This is a genomic window from Paracoccus aestuarii (genome assembly GCF_028553885.1).
GTDB lineage: Bacteria > Pseudomonadota > Alphaproteobacteria > Rhodobacterales > Rhodobacteraceae > Paracoccus > Paracoccus aestuarii.
The window spans coordinates 2,529,037-2,547,459 of sequence record NZ_CP067169.1; the positions used below are offsets into that span (position 1 = coordinate 2,529,037).

The 18,423-nt window shown below is 65.5% G+C and carries 11 protein-coding genes; 1 reads left to right on the top strand and 10 read right to left on the bottom strand.

Annotation, left to right across the window (positions count from 1 at the left end):
- Positions 1-5 precede the first annotated feature (5 nt).
- Positions 6-791, top strand: a complete 786-nt coding sequence (locus JHW48_RS12860; RefSeq protein WP_119887503.1) for an EcsC family protein — start codon at positions 6-8, stop codon at positions 789-791.
- Here JHW48_RS12860 and JHW48_RS12865 read toward each other — a convergent pair.
- From JHW48_RS12865 to rpoB, 10 genes are all read right to left on the bottom strand, one after another.
- Positions 788-3,151: an ATP-dependent helicase gene (locus JHW48_RS12865; RefSeq protein ID WP_119887504.1), complete on the bottom strand. Its 2,364-nt coding sequence runs from the start codon at positions 3,149-3,151 to the stop codon at positions 788-790. The two genes, JHW48_RS12860 and JHW48_RS12865, sit on opposite strands and share 4 nt — an antisense overlap.
- 184 nt (positions 3,152-3,335) lie before the next feature.
- Complete coding sequence (gene tuf / locus JHW48_RS12870) at positions 3,336-4,511, bottom strand: elongation factor Tu (RefSeq protein WP_272835618.1); 1,176 nt, start codon at positions 4,509-4,511, stop codon at positions 3,336-3,338.
- 62 nt (positions 4,512-4,573) lie between these two features.
- The gene (fusA, locus tag JHW48_RS12875; RefSeq protein ID WP_119886847.1) at positions 4,574-6,697 is read right to left on the bottom strand and encodes an elongation factor G; all 2,124 of its coding nucleotides are present in this window, start codon (positions 6,695-6,697) and stop codon (positions 4,574-4,576) included.
- A gap of 18 nt (positions 6,698-6,715) precedes the next feature.
- The gene (rpsG, locus tag JHW48_RS12880; RefSeq protein ID WP_119886848.1) at positions 6,716-7,186 is read right to left on the bottom strand and encodes a 30S ribosomal protein S7; all 471 of its coding nucleotides are present in this window, start codon (positions 7,184-7,186) and stop codon (positions 6,716-6,718) included.
- Positions 7,187-7,198: 12 nt separating this feature from the next.
- On the bottom strand, positions 7,199-7,570 hold the full coding sequence (rpsL, locus tag JHW48_RS12885) for a 30S ribosomal protein S12 (RefSeq protein WP_022705687.1): 372 nt from the start codon (positions 7,568-7,570) through the stop codon (positions 7,199-7,201).
- 232 nt (positions 7,571-7,802) lie between these two features.
- Entirely contained in the window at positions 7,803-8,624 is an 822-nt protein-coding gene (locus JHW48_RS12890; RefSeq protein WP_119886849.1) for a glycosyltransferase, read from the bottom strand.
- The gene (locus JHW48_RS12895; RefSeq protein ID WP_119886850.1) at positions 8,624-9,562 is read right to left on the bottom strand and encodes a DMT family transporter; all 939 of its coding nucleotides are present in this window, start codon (positions 9,560-9,562) and stop codon (positions 8,624-8,626) included. Before JHW48_RS12895 ends, JHW48_RS12890 begins: the two co-directional genes overlap by 1 nt.
- Positions 9,563-9,579: 17 nt before the next feature.
- Positions 9,580-9,768, bottom strand: coding sequence for a hypothetical protein (locus JHW48_RS12900; protein WP_147388118.1), 189 nt, complete (start codon positions 9,766-9,768; stop codon positions 9,580-9,582).
- 126 nt (positions 9,769-9,894) lie between these two features.
- Positions 9,895-14,133 carry a DNA-directed RNA polymerase subunit beta' gene (rpoC, locus tag JHW48_RS12905; protein ID WP_119886851.1) on the bottom strand — a complete coding sequence of 1,413 codons (4,239 nt, stop codon included), beginning with the start codon at positions 14,131-14,133 and terminating at the stop codon, positions 9,895-9,897.
- Between the two features lie 51 nt (positions 14,134-14,184).
- The gene (gene rpoB, locus JHW48_RS12910; protein WP_119886852.1) at positions 14,185-18,330 is read right to left on the bottom strand and encodes a DNA-directed RNA polymerase subunit beta; all 4,146 of its coding nucleotides are present in this window, start codon (positions 18,328-18,330) and stop codon (positions 14,185-14,187) included.
- Positions 18,331-18,423 lie beyond the last annotated feature (93 nt).

The window sequence follows — 18,423 nt, forward strand, 5'->3', positions numbered from 1 at the left end:
TTTCCATGACCTCGACCCAACTGACCGATCCCATGGCCCCCCTGCGCGCCGAGCTGGACCGCCTGGCCGCACAGCAGACCGCCGGACGCGGCCTGCTGATGCGCGGGGTCGAGGCCGTGGGCCGGCTGACCGAGGGCGCCGCGACCACCGTGATGGGCCTGTCCCCCGTGGCGCTGGAGACGGTCCTGGAAAGCGCCTTCCGCCAGCTTTACGACCTGTCGGCGCGGGGCGACGGGATCAGCGTGGTGCGCGACGCCCCCTTGGTCGCCAACCGGGCGGCAGCGGTGCTGTCAGGCGCCACGGGCGGCTGGTTCGGGCTGGCGGGGATCGTGCCGGACCTGGTCGCATCCACCACGGTGATCTTCAATGCGATCCAGAAGGTGGCGCGGCGTCAGGGATTTGACACATCGGATCCCGACATCCGGCTGGAATGCCTGGCCGTGTTCCAATACGGCGAGCCGGGCGAGGATGGCGACGCGGCCGCGAAATCCTTTCTGGCCAACCGCCTGCTGACCAACGGCCAGACCGTCTCGGCGCTGATCACGCGCTTTGCGGGCAGCTTCGCCACGCGGCTGACCACCAAGCTGGGCGCGCAGGCGGTGCCGGTGCTGGGCGCGGCCACGGGGGCGGCGATCAACTATGCCTTCCTCGATTACTACGAGCGCGTGGCGCAGATCCATTTCCGCCTGCTGCGCCTGTCCAAGGACCACCCCGACCTGGACATCGACGCGGAATATGCCGCGGCCCTGCGCCGCAGGGGCCACGGTCCCCGCCGTCTGCGCCGGACCTAGAAGGGCACGTCATCCCCGCCGCCCGCGGGCTGGACATAGGCGGCCTTGATATTCTTGAACCCGGCATCGAACTGGACGGTCAGCGTGTCCTCGGCGATGCCCATGATCCGCCCCTCGCCGAATTTGGCATGGCTGACCAGATCGCCCACGGTGAAGCGCGACGCGGGGGCCGCGTCGATCACCACCGGGGTGCGATGGACCGGGGCCACGCGTTCCGCCGCCCGCGCCTGCATCCGCTTCCAGCCGGGCGAGTTGTAGACATCGGCCTTGGACACGCGATCATCCATCCGCGTGCTGCCCGCCGAGGCCATCGCCGCCCCATAGCCGCCGCCATAGAGGCCGGGCGGCGTCAGCACCTCGACATGTTCCTCGGGCAGTTCGTCGATGAAGCGGGACGGCAGGCTGGACTGCCATTGCCCATACATGCGGCGGTTGCCGGCGAAGGTGATCGTGGCCAGACGTTCGGCGCGGGTGATGCCGACATAGGCCAGCCGCCGCTCCTCCTCCAGGCCCTTGGTGCCCTGCTCGTCCATGGCGCGCTGGTTGGGGAACAACCCGTCCTCCCATCCCGGCAGGAAGACGACCGGGAATTCCAGACCCTTGGCGCCGTGCAGGGTCATGATGCTGACCTGTTCGGCCTGATCGCCGTCGTCGCGGTCCATGACCAAGGCGACATGTTCCAGAAAGCCCTGCAGGTTCTCGAACTCCTCCAGCGCCTTGACCAGTTCCTTGAGGTTGTCCAGCCGCCCCGGCGCGTCGGGCGACTTGTCGTTCTGCCACATGGCGGTATAGCCGGATTCGTCCAGCACCCGCTCGGCCAGTTCGACATGCGGGGCACCGTCCCGGACGGCCATATGCGACCGCCCGATCAACGCCACGAAATCGCGCAGATTGGCCAGGCCCTTGCCGCCCAGATGTTTTTCCTCGACCACGATGCGCGCGCCCTCCAACAGGCCGGTGCCGTTCTGGCGGGCGGCCAACTGGATGGTCTGCAGCGCCTTGTCGCCCAGGCCGCGCTTGGGGGTGTTCACGATCCGCTCGAAGGCCAGGTCGTCATCCGGGCTGGTGATCAGCCGGAAATAGGCCATGGCGTCCCGGATCTCCTGCCGTTCGTAAAATCGCGGGCCCCCGATCACCCGATAGGGCAGACCGATGGTCATGAACCGGTCCTCGAAGGCGCGCATCTGGTGGCTGGCGCGGACCAGGATGGCGATGTCGTTCAGGCTGACCCGGCCCAAGGCCGCGCGGTGCCCGCCTTGGAAGGCCTCGATTTCCTCGCCGATCCAGCGCGCCTCGGCCTCGCTGTCCCAATGGCCGATCAGGCGCACCGGATCGCCCGGTTCCGCATCGGTCCAGAGCGTCTTGCCAAGCCGCCCCCGGTTGGCCGCGATCAGCCCCGAAGCCGCCCCCAGGATCTGCGGCGTCGAGCGATAGTTCTGTTCCAGCCGGATCACCTCGGCGCCCGGAAAATCCTTTTCGAAGCGCAGGATGTTGCCCACTTCGGCGCCGCGCCAGCCATAGATCGACTGGTCGTCATCGCCCACGCAGCAGATGTTGCGATGCCCCTGCGCCAGCAGCCGCAGCCACATGTATTGCGCGACGTTCGTGTCCTGATATTCGTCCACCAGGATATAGCGGAACCGGTCCTGCCATTGCCGCAGCACATCCGGATGCGCTTGGAACAGCGTCACGCAATGCATCAGCAGGTCGCCGAAATCGACCGCGTTCAGCGTCAGCAGCCGGTCCTGATAGGCGGCATAGAGCTTGCCGCCATGCCCGTCGAAGGCCTCGCCCTCGCCCCGCGGCAGATTGGCGGGCGTCAGGCAGCGGTTCTTCCAGCCGTCGATCAGATGCGACAGCTGGCGCGCGGGCCAGCGTTTCTCGTCGATGTTCTCGGCCGCGATCAACTGCTTCAGCAGGCGGATCTGGTCGTCGGTGTCCAGGATGGTGAAGCTGGGCTTCAGATGCAGCGTGCCGTTTCCGATCAGTTCGGCATGACGGCGCAGGATCTTGACGCTGATGCTGTGGAAGGTGCCCAGCCACGGCATCCCCTCGACCATGTCGCCCAGCAGGCGGGTAATGCGGTCCTTCATCTCGCGCGCGGCCTTGTTGGTGAAGGTCACCGCCAGCAGCTGGCCCGGACGCGCCCGGCCCAGCATCAGCAGATGCGCGATCCGCGTGGTCAGGGCCCGCGTCTTGCCCGTGCCTGCCCCGGCCAGCATCAGGACCGGCCCGTCCAGCGTCTGGACCGCCGCGCGCTGTGCGGCGTTCAGCCCGTCCAGATAGGGCGCGGGTCGCGCCGCCATGGCCCGCTGCGACAGCGGCACCGCAAGATCGTCGGAATCGTCGAACTGGTTCATGGCTCTCAGCATAAGCACGGATGCGGCCCAAAGAAAGCCCATGTTCCGCATTCGTTCGGATGATTGTCACCGGCGGCGCCGATTGACGGAAAATGGCAAAGGGCCGCCCCGAAGGACGGCCCCCCTGCCGAGATATCCCGAAGGATCACGCGGCGGTCCCGAAGGGGCCTTGCGGCCCCCGCGATCACTTGATGATCTTGGAGACGACGCCTGCGCCGACGGTGCGGCCGCCTTCGCGGATGGCGAAGCGCAGCTTCTCTTCCATGGCGATGGGCGCGATCAGCTCGACCTCGAACTTCAGGTTGTCGCCGGGCATGACCATCTCGGTGCCCTCGGGCAGCTTGACGGTCCCGGTCACGTCCGTCGTGCGGAAGTAGAACTGCGGGCGGTAGTTCGCGAAGAACGGCGTGTGGCGGCCGCCCTCTTCTTTGGTCAGGATATAGGCCTCGGCCTCGAACTGGGTGTGCGGGGTGACCGATTTCGGCTTGACCAGGACCTGGCCACGCTCGACGCCGTCACGGTCGATGCCGCGCAGCAGCACGCCCACGTTGTCGCCGGCCTCACCGCGGTCCAGCAGCTTGCGGAACATTTCCACGCCCGTGCAGGTGGTCTTCTTGGTGTCGCGGATGCCCACGATCTCCAGTTCGTCGCCCACGTTCACGGCGCCACGCTCGATGCGGCCGGTGACCACGGTGCCGCGGCCCGAGATCGAGAAGACGTCCTCGATCGGCAGCAGGAAGGGCTGGTCCACGGCGCGCTCGGGCGTCGGGATGTAGTCGTCGACGGCGGCGATCAGCGCGCGGATCGAATCCTCGCCGATGGCGTTGTCGCGGCCTTCCATGGCAGCCAGGGCCGAGCCCTTGATGATCGGGATGTCGTCGCCCGGATAGTCGTAGGAGCTGAGCAGCTCGCGCACTTCCATCTCGACCAGTTCCAGCAGTTCCTCGTCATCCACCTGGTCGACCTTGTTCAGGTAGACGACCATGTAGGGGATGCCGACCTGGCGGCCCAGCAGGATGTGCTCGCGCGTCTGCGGCATCGGGCCGTCGGCGGCGTTCACGACCAGGATCGCGCCGTCCATCTGGGCGGCACCGGTGATCATGTTCTTGACGTAGTCGGCGTGGCCCGGGCAGTCCACATGGGCATAGTGGCGGTTCTCGGATTCGTATTCCACATGCGCGGTCGAGATCGTGATCCCGCGGGCCTTTTCCTCGGGCGCGCCGTCGATCTGGTCATAGGCGCGGAATTCGCCGAAATACTTGGTGATCGCGGCGGTCAGGGTCGTCTTGCCGTGGTCGACATGGCCGATGGTGCCGATGTTGACATGCGGTTTATTGCGTTCAAACTTTGCCTTTGCCATGGAATGGCTCCTTGTTCGTCAATGCAAAAAGGGCGGGCGGGGACTGGCCCCGCCGCGCCGGATCAGGCGTATTTCTTCTGGATCTCGTCCGAGATGTTCTGCGGCACGGCCTCGTAATGGTCGAACAGCATGGTGAACACCGCCCGGCCCGAGGACATCGAACGCAGGTTGTTGATATAGCCGAACATGTTGGCCAGCGGCACGAAGGCGTCGATGACGTTCGCATTGCCGCGGCTGTCCTGGCCGCGGACCATGCCGCGACGGCTGGTCAGGTCGCCGATGATCGAACCAGTATATTCCTCCGGCGTGACGACCTCGACCTTCATGATCGGTTCCAGCAGCTTGGCGCCGGCCTTGCGCAGGCCTTCACGCATCGCCGCGCGCGAGGCGATCTCGAAGGCCAGGACCGAGGAGTCGACGTCGTGGAACGCGCCGTCCATCAGCGCGACCTTGAAGTCGATCACCGGGAAGCCTGCCAGCGGACCGCTGTCCATAACCGACTTGATGCCCTTTTCGACGCCCGGGATGTATTCCTTGGGCACCGCGCCGCCGACGATCTTGGATTCGAACGAGTAACCCTCGCCCGGCTCGGTCGGGGTGATCTGCAGCTTCACGCGCGCGAACTGGCCGGTACCACCGGTCTGCTTCTTGTGCGTGTAGTCGATCTCGGCCGGCTGGCTGATGGTCTCGCGATAGGCCACCTGCGGCGCACCGATATTGGCCTCGACCTTGAACTCGCGCTTCATGCGGTCGACCAGGATGTCGAGATGCAGTTCGCCCATGCCCTTCATGATCGTCTGACCCGATTCCAGATCGGTCTCGACGCGGAAGGACGGGTCCTCGGCGGACAGGCGCTGAAGGGCCAGGCCCATCTTCTCCTGGTCGGCCTTCGACTTGGGCTCGACGGCGATCTCGATCACCGGCTCGGGGAAGGTCATGGTTTCCAGAACGACGGGGCTGGCGGGATCGCACAGCGTGTCGCCCGTGGTCGTGTCCTTCAGACCGGCCAGCGCGATGATGTCGCCCGCAAAGGCCTCCTCGATCTCCTCGCGGTTGATCGAGTGCATCATCATCATGCGGCCGACGCGCTCACGCTTGTTCTTCGTGGCGTTCAGCATCTGGTCGCCCTTCTTCATCACGCCCGAATAGATGCGCGTGAAGGTCAGCGAGCCGACGAAGGGGTCGTTCATGATCTTGAAGGCCAGGCCCGAGAAGGGCTGGCTGTCATCGGCGCGACGCTCGATGTTGCGCGTCTCGGTCTCGTCGCCCGGGGTGAAGCCCATATAGGCCGGCACGTCCAGGGGCGAGGGCAGGAAGTCGATGACCGAGTTCAGCAGGGGCTGCACGCCCTTGTTCTTGAACGCGGAACCGGCGGTGACCGGGAAGAAGGTCAGCGACAGCGTGCCCTTGCGGATCAGGCCGCGCAGGGTCTCCTCGTCGGGCTCGTTGCCCTCCAGATAGGCTTCCATCGCCGCGTCGTCCTGCTCGACGGCCATCTCGACCAGGTTCGAGCGCCATTCGTCGGCCAGGTCCTTCAGCTCGTCGCGGATCGGCTGGCGCACCCAGGATGCACCCAGATCCTCGCCGGCCCAGACCCACTCTTCCATCTTGATCAGGTCGACGATGCCTTCCAGCTTGTCCTCGGCCCCGATCGGGAAGGCGATCGGCAGCGGCGTGCCACCGGTGCGGTCCTTGATCATCTTGACGCAGTTGAAGAAATCCGCGCCGATCTTGTCCATCTTGTTGACGAAGACGATCCGCGGAACCTTGTAGCGGTCGGCCTGACGCCACACCGTCTCGGTCTGGGGCTCGACGCCGGCATTGGCGTCCAGCAGGCAGATCGCGCCGTCCAGCACCGCCAGCGAACGCTCGACCTCGATGGTGAAGTCCACGTGGCCGGGCGTGTCGATGATGTTGAAGCGGTATTTCGTGTCCGAGGTCCCTTCGGTGGTCGGGTCCTCCTGGCGCTGCCAGAACGTGGTGGTCGCGGCAGACGTGATCGTGATGCCGCGCTCCTGCTCTTGCTCCATCCAGTCCATGGTCGCAGCGCCGTCATGCACTTCGCCGATCTTGTGCGACTTGCCGGTGTAGTAAAGGATGCGCTCGGTCGTCGTCGTCTTGCCGGCATCGATGTGGGCCATGATGCCGAAGTTGCGATAACGCGGAAGCTGATATTCGCGTGCCATGAAGTGGATCCTTTCGCCTTACCAGCGGTAGTGGCTGAACGCCTTGTTGGCGTCGGCCATCTTGTGCGTGTCTTCGCGCTTCTTGACGGCGGTGCCGCGGCCGTTGACGGCATCGGCCAGCTCGCCCGCAAGGCGCTCTTCCATGGTGTTCTCGTTGCGCTTGGCCGCGGCGGTGATCAGCCAGCGGATCGCCAGCGCCTCGCGACGGGTCGGGCGCACTTCGACGGGGACCTGGTAGGTGGCACCGCCGACGCGGCGCGAACGCACCTCGACCGAGGGTTTCACGTTTTCCAGCGCCTCGTGGAAGACTTCGATCGGCTCGCGCTTCAGGCGGGTCTGAACGCGGTCGAGCGCGTTGTAGACGATCCGCTCGGCGGTCGATTTCTTGCCGTCAACCATCAGGTTGTTCATGAATTTGGTCAGCACGCGATCGCCAAATTTGGCGTCGGGCAGGACTTCGCGCTTTTCAGCGGCGTGACGACGGGACATGGATGCCTCTCCTTATTTCGGACGCTTGGCGCCGTATTTCGAACGACGCTGACGACGGTCCTTGACGCCCTGGGTATCCAGCACACCGCGCAGGATGTGGTAACGGACACCCGGAAGGTCCTTGACCCGGCCGCCGCGGATCAGCACGACGCTGTGTTCCTGCAGGTTGTGCTTTTCGCCCGGAATGTAGGAGATGACCTCGAAGCCATTCGTCAGGCGCACCTTGGCGACCTTCCGCATGGCGGAGTTCGGTTTCTTCGGCGTCGTGGTGTAGACGCGCGTGCAGACGCCGCGCTTCTGCGGGCAGCCCTGAAGGTGCTGCGACTTCGAGCGCTGCACTTTCGGCTGCCGCGGTTTGCGGATCAGCTGTTGGATCGTCGGCATTCGGTTCCCCGTCTTGCTCTGTCAATACTCGCAACCATGCCGGTTGCGCCGCTTCTCGACGGCATCTTGCGCGAATCGCAAAATGCCAAGCCCGTCCCGCCCATAAAGGGCTGACGGGCATAATTCCAGAGGATCGGGGCAAAAGCGGCCCTGACCCTGACCTGTCAGGTTCTGGTCCCCGGGGCTGATGATCCGCCGGGTAGCGGGGCTATAAGGGGAATCCCCGCAACTGTCAACCAAGGCTCAGGCGGCGGGCCAGCGCCGCCAAGGCCCCGCGCCGCAGGTCGAAACGCTCGCGCAGGATGCGGTTGATCGCGCCCTCCTCGGGCTGCCATGGCAGGCCCGGGCCCATGTCGCCGGAATCGCTGTCGCCATGGATCGACCGGACGAACATGACCGGTTCCGGCACCTGCACCCCCGGCATCCACTGGGCCAGCCGGGTGTGGTTGAAATCCAGCGCCGTCTCGGGCGCGTCGGGTCGCAGGAAGATCGTCAGCGCCACCCCCATGTTGTGACAGATACGCGGCGTGATCCGCAGCCGGCCGTCCCGCGCCTCGATCATCAGGCCGCGGGCGTGATCCAGCGACAGCCGCCCCTCCCGCGCCCAGAGGTCTGCGACGGCGGCGAAGTCGGCGCGGGCCCGGGCGATGTAATCCACCGCCACCGCGTCGTCGTCATCATGGCGGAAATGCCCGATCACCGTCGCATCCGGGTCGCGATGGGGCGCGATCGCGGCGCGGCAGGCCTGCAGGTGATACTCCATCGGCGGGACCAGCGACAGGCGCAGTTGCGGCACCCGGTCGCACAGATCCCGCAGCCGCGCCAGGAACGGGTCCGGCAGGTCCGGCCCGGTCATCAGCACCAGCGTGTAATCGGGATCGGTCTGGGCCAGCCATCCGGGCAGGGCCACCGTCTCGAACCAGGACCAACGGCGGGCCAGCCGGTCGGGATCATAGAGATAGGCCCGCCGATCCTCGATCCGGTCGTGATCGACCTGATAGCCGCGCATCCCCAGATAGGAGAACCGGCAGAGGCCCAGCATCTGCACCCGCATCAGCGCCGCCGCCCCAGCTGCGCCTCGCGCCAGATCGTGTAGATCCCCGCCCCCACGACCAGGCCCGACCCGATCCAGGTCCAGCGATCCGGCCATTCGCCGAAGATCACCAGCCCCAGCACGATCGCCGCCAGCAGCGAGGTATAGCGGAAGGGCGTGACGGCCGCGATCTCGCCCACGCGCATGGCGGCGACGGCGCACATGTAGCCCACCGTCAGGAAGGCCGCCGACAGCAGCAGCAGGCCGATCTGCACCGGGTCGGGCAGCACCCATCCCTGCCCCAGGCTGAAGACCAGCCCGGTCAGCGTGACCAGCACCGCCGCATAGAAGGCGATGGTGGCCGAGCTGACATCGCGCCCGAAACGCCGCGTGGACAGATCGCGCAGCGCCACCAGCAGCATCGCCCCCAGGGCGACCAGCGACCAGATCCCAAAGGTGCCGCTGCCCGGGCGCAGGATGATCAGCACCCCCAGCATCCCCACCGCCACCGCCAGGATGCGCCGCCAGCCCAAGGTCTCGCCAAAGAACAGCGCGGCCCCCAGCATCACGACCAAGGGCAACGACTGCATCACCGCGGTCAGATCGGCAATGGCCATGCGCTGTAGCGCGTTCAGAAACAGAAGGGTCGATCCGACCTCGCCGATCAGGCGCAGGGTCATCGGCGCGCGGGCGGCGGGCGGGATGCGCAGCCGCAGCCCGCCCGTCCGGCTGGCCAGCAGGATCAGCGCCAGCATGACAAAGGCCCCCCGCAGCGTGATCGCCTGATAGAGCGGCATGTCCTGGGTCACGAACTTGATGACCGCATCGTTGCAGGTGAAGCCGATCATCGACAGCGTCATCAGCCCCGCACCGCGCAGGTTGTCGCCGGGCTGCAGCGGTTCGGGGCGGATCGAGGCGGGGCGAACCCGGCGGAGGGGGGAGATGATGGGCGATGCCATGGGGTCTTGTCCGGTGATCAGGGTCGGTGCAGGGCGCGGTCGGTCCGGCCCCGGCGGGGCGGATCGCCGCAATGGCCCCGCGCCTCGGGCGGGACGGCGCCGCCTTGCACGGCCCCGCTGCACAGCCCGCCGCACAGGCCCCTGCCCTGCCCGGCCCATGACGGGTCCGTGCGCGGGCCAGCGGGAACCGGGGCGTCGGTCTGCATCGCACATCCTTGGAAAGACAGGTGCAGTATGTGCAGCCCTGCCCATGGGTCAAGCCCAAAGGCCCCTGCCCCGGAATGCCAAGGGGCCCGGCAATGCCGGGCCCCCTGTCGGTCTGGTCGGGACGATCAGTCCTGGTCGCGATCCTCGGGCAGGGTCACCGCCTCCGGGCTGGGCTGATCGACATCGGGCTGCGGCGCGGCCAGGGCGGCGGCCGCCTCGGCCTCGGCGCGGCGCGCCTCGATCACCTCGGCATCGCGTTCCGATGCGATGCGGCGCACCCGGCTGGTCGCGCCACCGGTGCCCGCCGGGATCAGGCGGCCCACGATGACGTTCTCCTTCAGGCCCACCAGCTTGTCGCGCTTGCCTTGGACGGCAGCCTCGGTCAGCACGCGGGTCGTCTCCTGGAAGGAGGCGGCCGAGATGAAGCTGCGGGTCTGCAGGCTGGCCTTGGTGATGCCCAAGAGGACCGGCTCGCCTTGGGCGGGACGCCCGCCGCGGGCCTCGACCTTGGCGTTCTCCTCGTCGAACTCGTCGCGCTCGACATGCTCGCCCTTCAGCAGGGTCGTGTCGCCGCTGTCCAGGATCTCGATCTTCTGCAGCATCTGGCGGACGATCACCTCGATATGCTTGTCGTTGATTTTCACGCCCTGCAGTCGATAGACGTCCTGCACCTCGTCGATGAGATAGTCGGCCAGGGCCTCGATCCCCATGATGCGCAGGATGTCATGCGGCGCCGGGTTGCCGTCCATGATGTAGTCGCCCTTCTGCACGAAGTCGCCTTCCTGCACCGGGATGTGCTTGCCCTTGGGCACCATGTATTCGACGGGGCTGTTGCCCTCGTCCGACGGCTCGATGCTGATGCGGCGCTTGTTCTTGTAGTCCTTGCCGAAGCGCACATAGCCGTCGATCTCGGCGATGATGGCGTGATCCTTCGGACGACGGGCCTCGAACAGTTCCGCCACGCGCGGCAGACCGCCGGTGATGTCCTTGGTCCGCGCGCCTTCGCGCGGGATGCGGGCCACCACGTCGCCGGGCCGGATCTCCTGGCCGTCCTCGACCGAGAGGATCGCGTCCACCGACATCGGATAGCTGACCGGGTTGCCCTGGTCGTTGCGCACCGGCTCGCCGGCCTCGTCCATGATGATGATCTCGGGCTTGAGGTCGTTGCCCTTGGGCGCCGACCGCCAATCCGTGACGATCTTCTGGGTCATGCCGGTGGCATCGTCGGTCTCGTCGCGCACGGACATGCCCGACATCAGGTCGACGAAGCGCGCGATGCCGCCCTTTTCGGCGATGATCGGCAGGGTATAGGGATCCCATTCGAACAGCTTCGCACCGCGGATCACCCGCTCGCCTTCCTTCACGAACAGCTTGGAGCCGTAGAACAGCTTGTGGCTGGCGCGTTCCTGACCCTGGTCGTCCATGACCAGGATCTGCATGTTGCGCGACATCACGATCTGTTCGCCATTGGCGTTGGTCAGCACGCTTTCGTTGCGGAAATTGACCGTCCCTTCATGCGAGGCCGCCTGGAAGGACTGCTGTCCGCCCTGGGCGATGCCGCCGATATGGAAGGTCCGCATCGTCAGCTGGGTGCCCGGCTCGCCGATGGACTGCGCGGCGATGATGCCGACAGCCTCGCCGATGTTCACCAGCGTGCCGCGGGCCAGGTCGCGGCCATAGCAGAGCGCGCAGATCCCGTCCTCGGATTCGCAGGTCAAGGCCGAACGGATGCGCACGCTCTGCACGCCCGCCGCCTCGATGGCGTCGGCCTTGCGTTCGTCGATCACCTCGTTGCCGCGCACGATGATCTCGTCGCTGCCCGGAACCAGCACGTCCTCGGCCGCGGTGCGGCCCAGAACACGCTCGGAGAGCGGGCTGATCACCTCGCCGTCATTGACCGCCGCGGATGCGGTGATCGCGCGCTCGGTGCCGCAATCATGCTCGCGGATGATGCAGTCCTGCGCCACGTCAACCAGACGACGGGTCAGATAGCCCGAGTTCGCCGTCTTGAGCGCGGTGTCCGACAGACCCTTCCGGGCACCGTGGGTCGAGTTGAAGTATTCAAGAACGGTCAGACCTTCCTTGAAGTTCGAGATGATCGGCGTCTCGATGATCTCGCCCGAGGGCTTGGCCATCAGGCCCCGCATGCCGCCCAGCTGCTTCATCTGGTTGACCGAACCCCGGGCACCGGAATGGGCCATCATGTAGACGCTATTCGGCTCCATCTCGGCGCCGGCATCGTCGCGCTTGCTGGCCGAGATGGTGGACATCATGGATTCGGTGACGCGGTCGTTGCATTTCGACCAGGCGTCCACGACCTTGTTGTACTTCTCGCCCTGGGTGATGAGGCCGTCCAGATACTGCTGTTCGAACTCCTTCACCTGCTCCTGGACTTCCTCGACGATCGACCACTTGTTGTCGGGCACGACCATGTCGTCCTTGCCGAAGCTGATGCCGGCGCGGAAGGCCTCGCGGAAGCCCAGACCCATGATCTGGTCGCAGAAGATCACCGATTCCTTCTGGCCGCAGTAGCGGTAGACGGTGTCGATGACGACCTGCACGTCCTTCTTGCGCAGCAGGCGGTTGACCAGCTCGAAGGGTGCCTTGGCGTTCAGCGGCAGCAGCGCGCCGAGGCGCAGACGGCCCGGCGTCGTCTCGAAGCGCTTGAGCACCTCGTTGCCATTCTCGTCGATCTGCTTGATGCGCGCCTGGATCTTGGCATGCAGATGCACCTCGCCGGCCGACAAGGCGTGTTCCACCTCGTCGATATTGGCAAAGGCCATGCCCTCGCCCTTCATCCCCTCGCGCATCATGGTCGTGTAGTAGAGACCCAGAACCATGTCCTGCGACGGCACGATGATCGGCGCGCCGTTGGCGGGCGACAGGACGTTGTTCGTCGACATCATCAGGACGCGCGCTTCCAGCTGCGCCTCGAGGCTCAGCGGAACGTGCACGGCCATCTGGTCGCCGTCGAAATCGGCGTTGAAGGCCGAACAGACCAGCGGGTGCAGCTGGATCGCCTTGCCCTCGATCAGGATCGGCTCGAAGGCCTGGATGCCGAGACGGTGCAGCGTGGGCGCACGGTTCAGCAGAACCGGATGCTCGCGGATGACCTCGTCCAGGATGTCCCAGACCTCGGGGCGTTCCTTCTCGACCAGCTTCTTGGCCTGCTTGACCGTGCTGGACAGACCCTTCGCCTCAAGCCGCGAATAGATGAACGGCTTGAACAGCTCGAGCGCCATCTTCTTCGGCAGGCCGCATTGATGCAGCTTCAGCTCGGGGCCGGTCACGATGACCGAACGGCCCGAGAAGTCGACGCGCTTGCCCAGAAGGTTCTGGCGGAAGCGGCCCTGCTTGCCCTTCAGCATGTCCGACAGCGACTTCAGCGGGCGACGGTTGTTGCCCGTGATGACGCGGCCGCGACGGCCGTTGTCGAACAGCGCATCGACCGATTCCTGCAGCATGCGCTTTTCGTTGCGCACGATGATGTCGGGCGCGCGCAGCTCGATCAGCCGCTTCAGGCGGTTGTTGCGGTTGATGACCCGGCGATAGAGGTCGTTCAGGTCCGAGGTCGCGAAGCGACCGCCATCCAGCGGGACCAGCGGGCGCAGTTCCGGCGGGATGACCGGAATGACCGTCAGCACCATCCATTCGGGACGGTTGCCTGATTCCAGGAACGACTCGACGATCTTCAGGCGCTTGATGATCTTCTTGGGCTTCAGCTCGCCCGTGGCCTCCTTGAGGTCCTCGCGCAGCTGCTCGGCCGTGGCGCCCAGATCGATATTGGCCAGCATCGCACGGATCGCCTCGGCCCCGATATCCGCCTGGAAGGCGTCGGCGCCATAGTTGTCCTGCGCGTCGAGGAATTCCTCCTCGGTCAGCAGCTGGCCATAGGTCAGGTCGGTCAGACCCGGCTCGATGACGACATAGTTCTCGAAATAGAGAATCCGTTCCAGATCGCGCAGCGTCATGTCCAGCATCAGGCCGATGCGCGAGGGCAGCGACTTGAGGAACCAGATATGGGCCACGGGCGCGGCCAGTTCGATATGGCCCATGCGCTCGCGGCGGACCTTCTGCAGGGTCACCTCGACACCGCATTTCTCGCAGACCAGGCCGCGATACTTCATGCGCTTGTACTTGCCGCAGAGGCATTCGTAATCCTTGATCGGACCGAAGATGCGCGCGCAGAAGAGGCCGTCACGTTCCGGCTTGAACGTGCGGTAGTTGATGGTTTCGGGCTTCTTCACCTCGCCGAAGGACCAGGCGAGGATCTCCTCCGGGCTGGCCAGCGAGATCTTGATTTCGTCGAACTGCCGCGGCGGGGCCAGCGGGTTCAGATGGTTGGTGGCAAGTTCCTGGTTCATTTCTCAATCCTTGAAAGGGCGCGTGGGGGGGTGGGTGAGGGCCTCAGGCCCTCACTCCTCCTCCTCCGCATCCAGGAGTTCCATGTTGAGGCCCAGACCCCGGACCTCCTTGACCAGCACGTTGAAGCTTTCCGGGACGCCGGCCTCGAAGTTGTCCTCGCCCTTGACGATGGACTCGTAGACCTTGGTCCGGCCGGCAACGTCGTCCGACTTGACCGTCAGCATCTCCTGCAGCGTGTAGGCGGCGCCGTACGCTTCCAGCGCCCAGACCTCCATCTCGCCGAGACGCTGACCACCGAACTGCGCCTTGCCGCCCAGAGGCTGCTGCGTCACCAGGCTGTACGGCCCGGTTGAGCGGGCGTGCATCTTGTCATCGACAAGGTGGTGCAGCTTGAGGACATACTTCATCCCCACGGTGACCTTGCGCGCGAACTGCTCGCCGGTGCGGCCATCGAAGACCAGAGACTGACCCGACGTGTCGAAGCCCGCCCGCGTCAGCGCGTCGTTGACGTCCGCTTCCTTGGCGCCGTCGAAGACCGGCGTCGCGATGGGAACACCCGTCCGCACCGTTCCGGCATGCTCACGCAGCGTCTCGTCGTCCATGCCCTCGAACGTGTCCGCATAGAGCTCGTCGCCATAGCCGATCCGCATCGCCTCGCGCACCGGAGTCATGTCGCCGTTGCGGCGATACTCTTCCAGCGCCTCGTCGATCTTGAGGCCAAGGCCGCGCGATGCCCAACCCATGTGGGTCTCGAGGATCTGCCCGACGTTCATCCGCGACGGCACGCCGAGCGGGTTCAGCACCAGGTCGACCGGAGTGCCGTCCGCAAGGAACGGCATGTCCTCCATCGGGACGACCTTGGACACGACGCCCTTGTTGCCGTGACGACCGGCCATCTTGTCCCCAGCCTGAAGCTTGCGCTTCACGGCGACGAAGACCTTGACCATCTTCATCACGCCCGGCGGCAGGTCGTCGCCCTGACGGACCTTCTCGACCTTGTCCTCGAAGCGAGCCTCAAGCAGCTTCTTTTGGGTGTCGTATTGCTGGTTCAGCGCCTCGACTTCCTTGGCGGTGTCCTCTTCCGACACGGCCAGCTGCCACCACTGACCGCGCGACAGCGTGCCCAGCAGTTCCTCGGTGATCTCGCTATTCGCCTTGATGCCCTTCGGCCCCTTCACCGCGGTCTTGCCGAGGATCAGGGTTTTGAGGCGGGCATAGATGTTGCGGTCGAGGATCGCCTGCTCGTCGTCCCGGTCGCGGGCCAGACGCTCGACTTCCTCGCGCTCGATCTGCAGCGCACGCTCGTCCTTGTCGACGCCGTGCCGGTTGAAGACCCGCACCTCGACGATCGTGCCATAGGCACCCGGCGGCAGACGCAGCGAAGTGTCCCGCACGTCCGAAGCCTTCTCGCCGAAGATGGCGCGCAGAAGCTTCTCTTCCGGCGTCATCGGGCTCTCACCCTTCGGGGTGATCTTGCCCACCAGAATGTCGCCCGGCCCGACCTCGGCACCGATATAGACGATGCCGGCCTCGTCGAGGTTGCGCAGGGCCTCTTCGCCCACGTTCGGGATGTCGCGGGTGATCTCCTCCGGCCCCAGCTTGGTGTCGCGGGCCGCCACTTCGTATTCATCGATATGGATCGAGGTGAACACGTCGTCGCGGTGGATCCGCTCGGAAATCAGGATCGAGTCCTCGTAGTTGTAGCCGTTCCAGGGCATGAAGGCCACGACCACGTTCCGGCCGATGGCCAGTTCGCCCTGGTCGGTCGAGGGACCGTCCGCGATGACCTGGTTGGCCACGACCTTCTCGCCCACCTTGACCAGCGGACGCTGGTTGATGGTCGAGGACTGGTTCGAGCGCTTGAACTTGCGCAGACGATAGATGTCCACGCCCGCATCGCCCGCGCCCATGTTCTCGGTCGCCCGGACCACGATGCGCTGCGCATCGACCTGGTCGATCACGCCGCCGCGACGCGCCATGATGGCGGCGCCGGAATCGCGGGCGACGGTCGCCTCCATGCCGGTGCCGACGAAGGGCGCCTCGGCCCGCAGCAGCGGAACCGCCTGACGCTGCATGTTCGACCCCATCAGCGCGCGGTTGGCGTCGTCGTTCTCCAAGAACGGGATCAGCGCCGCGGCGACCGAGACCAGCTGCTTGGGCGATACGTCGATCAGGTCGACCGCATCCACCGGGTTCAGCATGAAGTCGCCCGCCTGGCGGGTGCTGATCAGCTCGTCGGTAAAGTTGCCATCGGCGTCCAGGGTCGCGTTGGCTTGGGCGACGGTGTGGCGCATCTCCTCGGTGGCGGACATGTAGACCACGTCATCGGTCACCTGACCCTCGACCACCTTGCGATAGGGGGTCTCGATGAAGCCGTACTTGTTCACCCGGGCAAAGGTCGCCAGGCTGTTTATCAGGCCGATGTTCTGGCCTTCCGGCGTCTCGATCGGGCACATCCGGCCGTAATGGGTCGGGTGGACGTCGCGGACCTCGAAGCCCGCACGCTCGCGCGTCAGACCGCCCGGCCCAAGGGCCGAGAGGCGACGCTTGTGCGTCACTTCGGACAGCGGGTTGGTCTGGTCCATGAACTGCGACAGCTGGCTGGAGCCGAAGAATTCACGCACCGCCGCCGCCGCGGGCTTGGCGTTGATCAGGTCCTGCGGCATCACGGTGTCGATCTCGACGCCGGACATGCGCTCGCGGATGGCACGCTCCATGCGCAGCAGGCCCACGCGATACTGGTTCTCCATCAGCTCGCCGACCGAACGCACCCGGCGGTTGCCCAGGTGGTCGATGTCGTCGATCTCGCCCTTGCCGTCTCGCAGCTCCACCAGACCGCGGATGCAGGCCACGATATCCTCGTGGCGCAGCGTGCGCTGCGTGTCCGGCGCGTCCAGATCCAAGCGCATGTTCATCTTGACCCGGCCCACGGCCGAGAGGTCATAGCGCTCGCTGTCGAAGAACAGGCTGTTGAACAGGGTCTGCGCGGCCTCGACGGTGGGCGGCTCGCCCGGGCGCATGACGCGGTAGATGTCCATCAGCGCGCCTTCGCGGCCCATGTTCTTGTCGGCCGCCATGGTGTTGCGGATATAGGGGCCCACGTTCACATGGTCGATGTCCAGCACCGGCACATCGGTGATGTCATTGTCCAACAGCACCTTCAGCAGGCCGCCGTTCATCTCGCCCTGCTTGTCGTATTCGGCGGTGATCTCGTCGCCGGCCTCGGCATAGATGAAGCCGGTCTCCTGGTTGACGATGTCCTTGGCGACGAAGCGGCCCACGATACGCTCGAACGGGACCAGCAGGTTCAGCTGTTCGCCCGATTCCTGCAGCTTCTTGACCAGGCGGGGGGTGACCTTCTCGCCGGCCTTGGTGATGACCTCGCCCGTGTCGGCATTGACCAGGTCATAGGCCGGACGGGTGCCGCGCACGCGCTCGGGGAAGAAGCGCGTGACCCAGCCCTGCTCGCGCCCCTCGCGGCGCAGGGTATAGTTCACGGTCTGATAGAAGGCATCCATGATGCCCTCCTGATCCATGCCGAGCGCATAGAGCAGCGTCGTCACCGGCAGCTTGCGGCGGCGGTCGATGCGCGCGAAGACCAGGTCCTTGGCGTCGAATTCGAAATCCAGCCAGGATCCGCGATAGGGAATGATCCGGCAGGCGAAGAGCAGCTTGCCCGAGGAATGGGTCTTGCCGCGGTCATGGTCGAAGAACACGCCCGGGCTGCGGTGCATTTGGCTGACGACCACGCGCTCGGTGCCGTTCACGATGAACGTGCCGTTCTGGGTCATCAGGGGCATGTCGCCCATGAAGACGTCCTGTTCCTTGATGTCCTTGACGGATTTCGCCCCGGTATTCTCGTCGACATCAAAGACGATCAGGCGCAGCGTGACCTTCAGCGGCGCGGCATAGGTCATGTCGCGCTGCTGGCACTCGTCCACGTCGTATTTCGGCTTTTCCAGCTCGTATTTCACGAATTCCAGCGTCGCGGTCTCGTTGAAATCCTTGATCGGGAACACGGACTGGAAGACGCCCTGGATGCCGTCGCCGTCATTATGGCCCGACCCCTCGCCCGAATTCAGGAACAAATCATAGGAGGATTTCTGAACCTCGATCAGGTTCGGCATCTCCAGCACTTCGCGGATATTGCCGTAATAGCGACGGATACGCTTTTGGCCGACATAAGCTTGCGCCATGGGGTCTTGTCACCTTTCGTCTTCGCGCGGCATGCGGGTCGGGGCCCCCGGATGCGGCATACGAATAGCAGGGGTGAGGTTCCATTCGTGCCG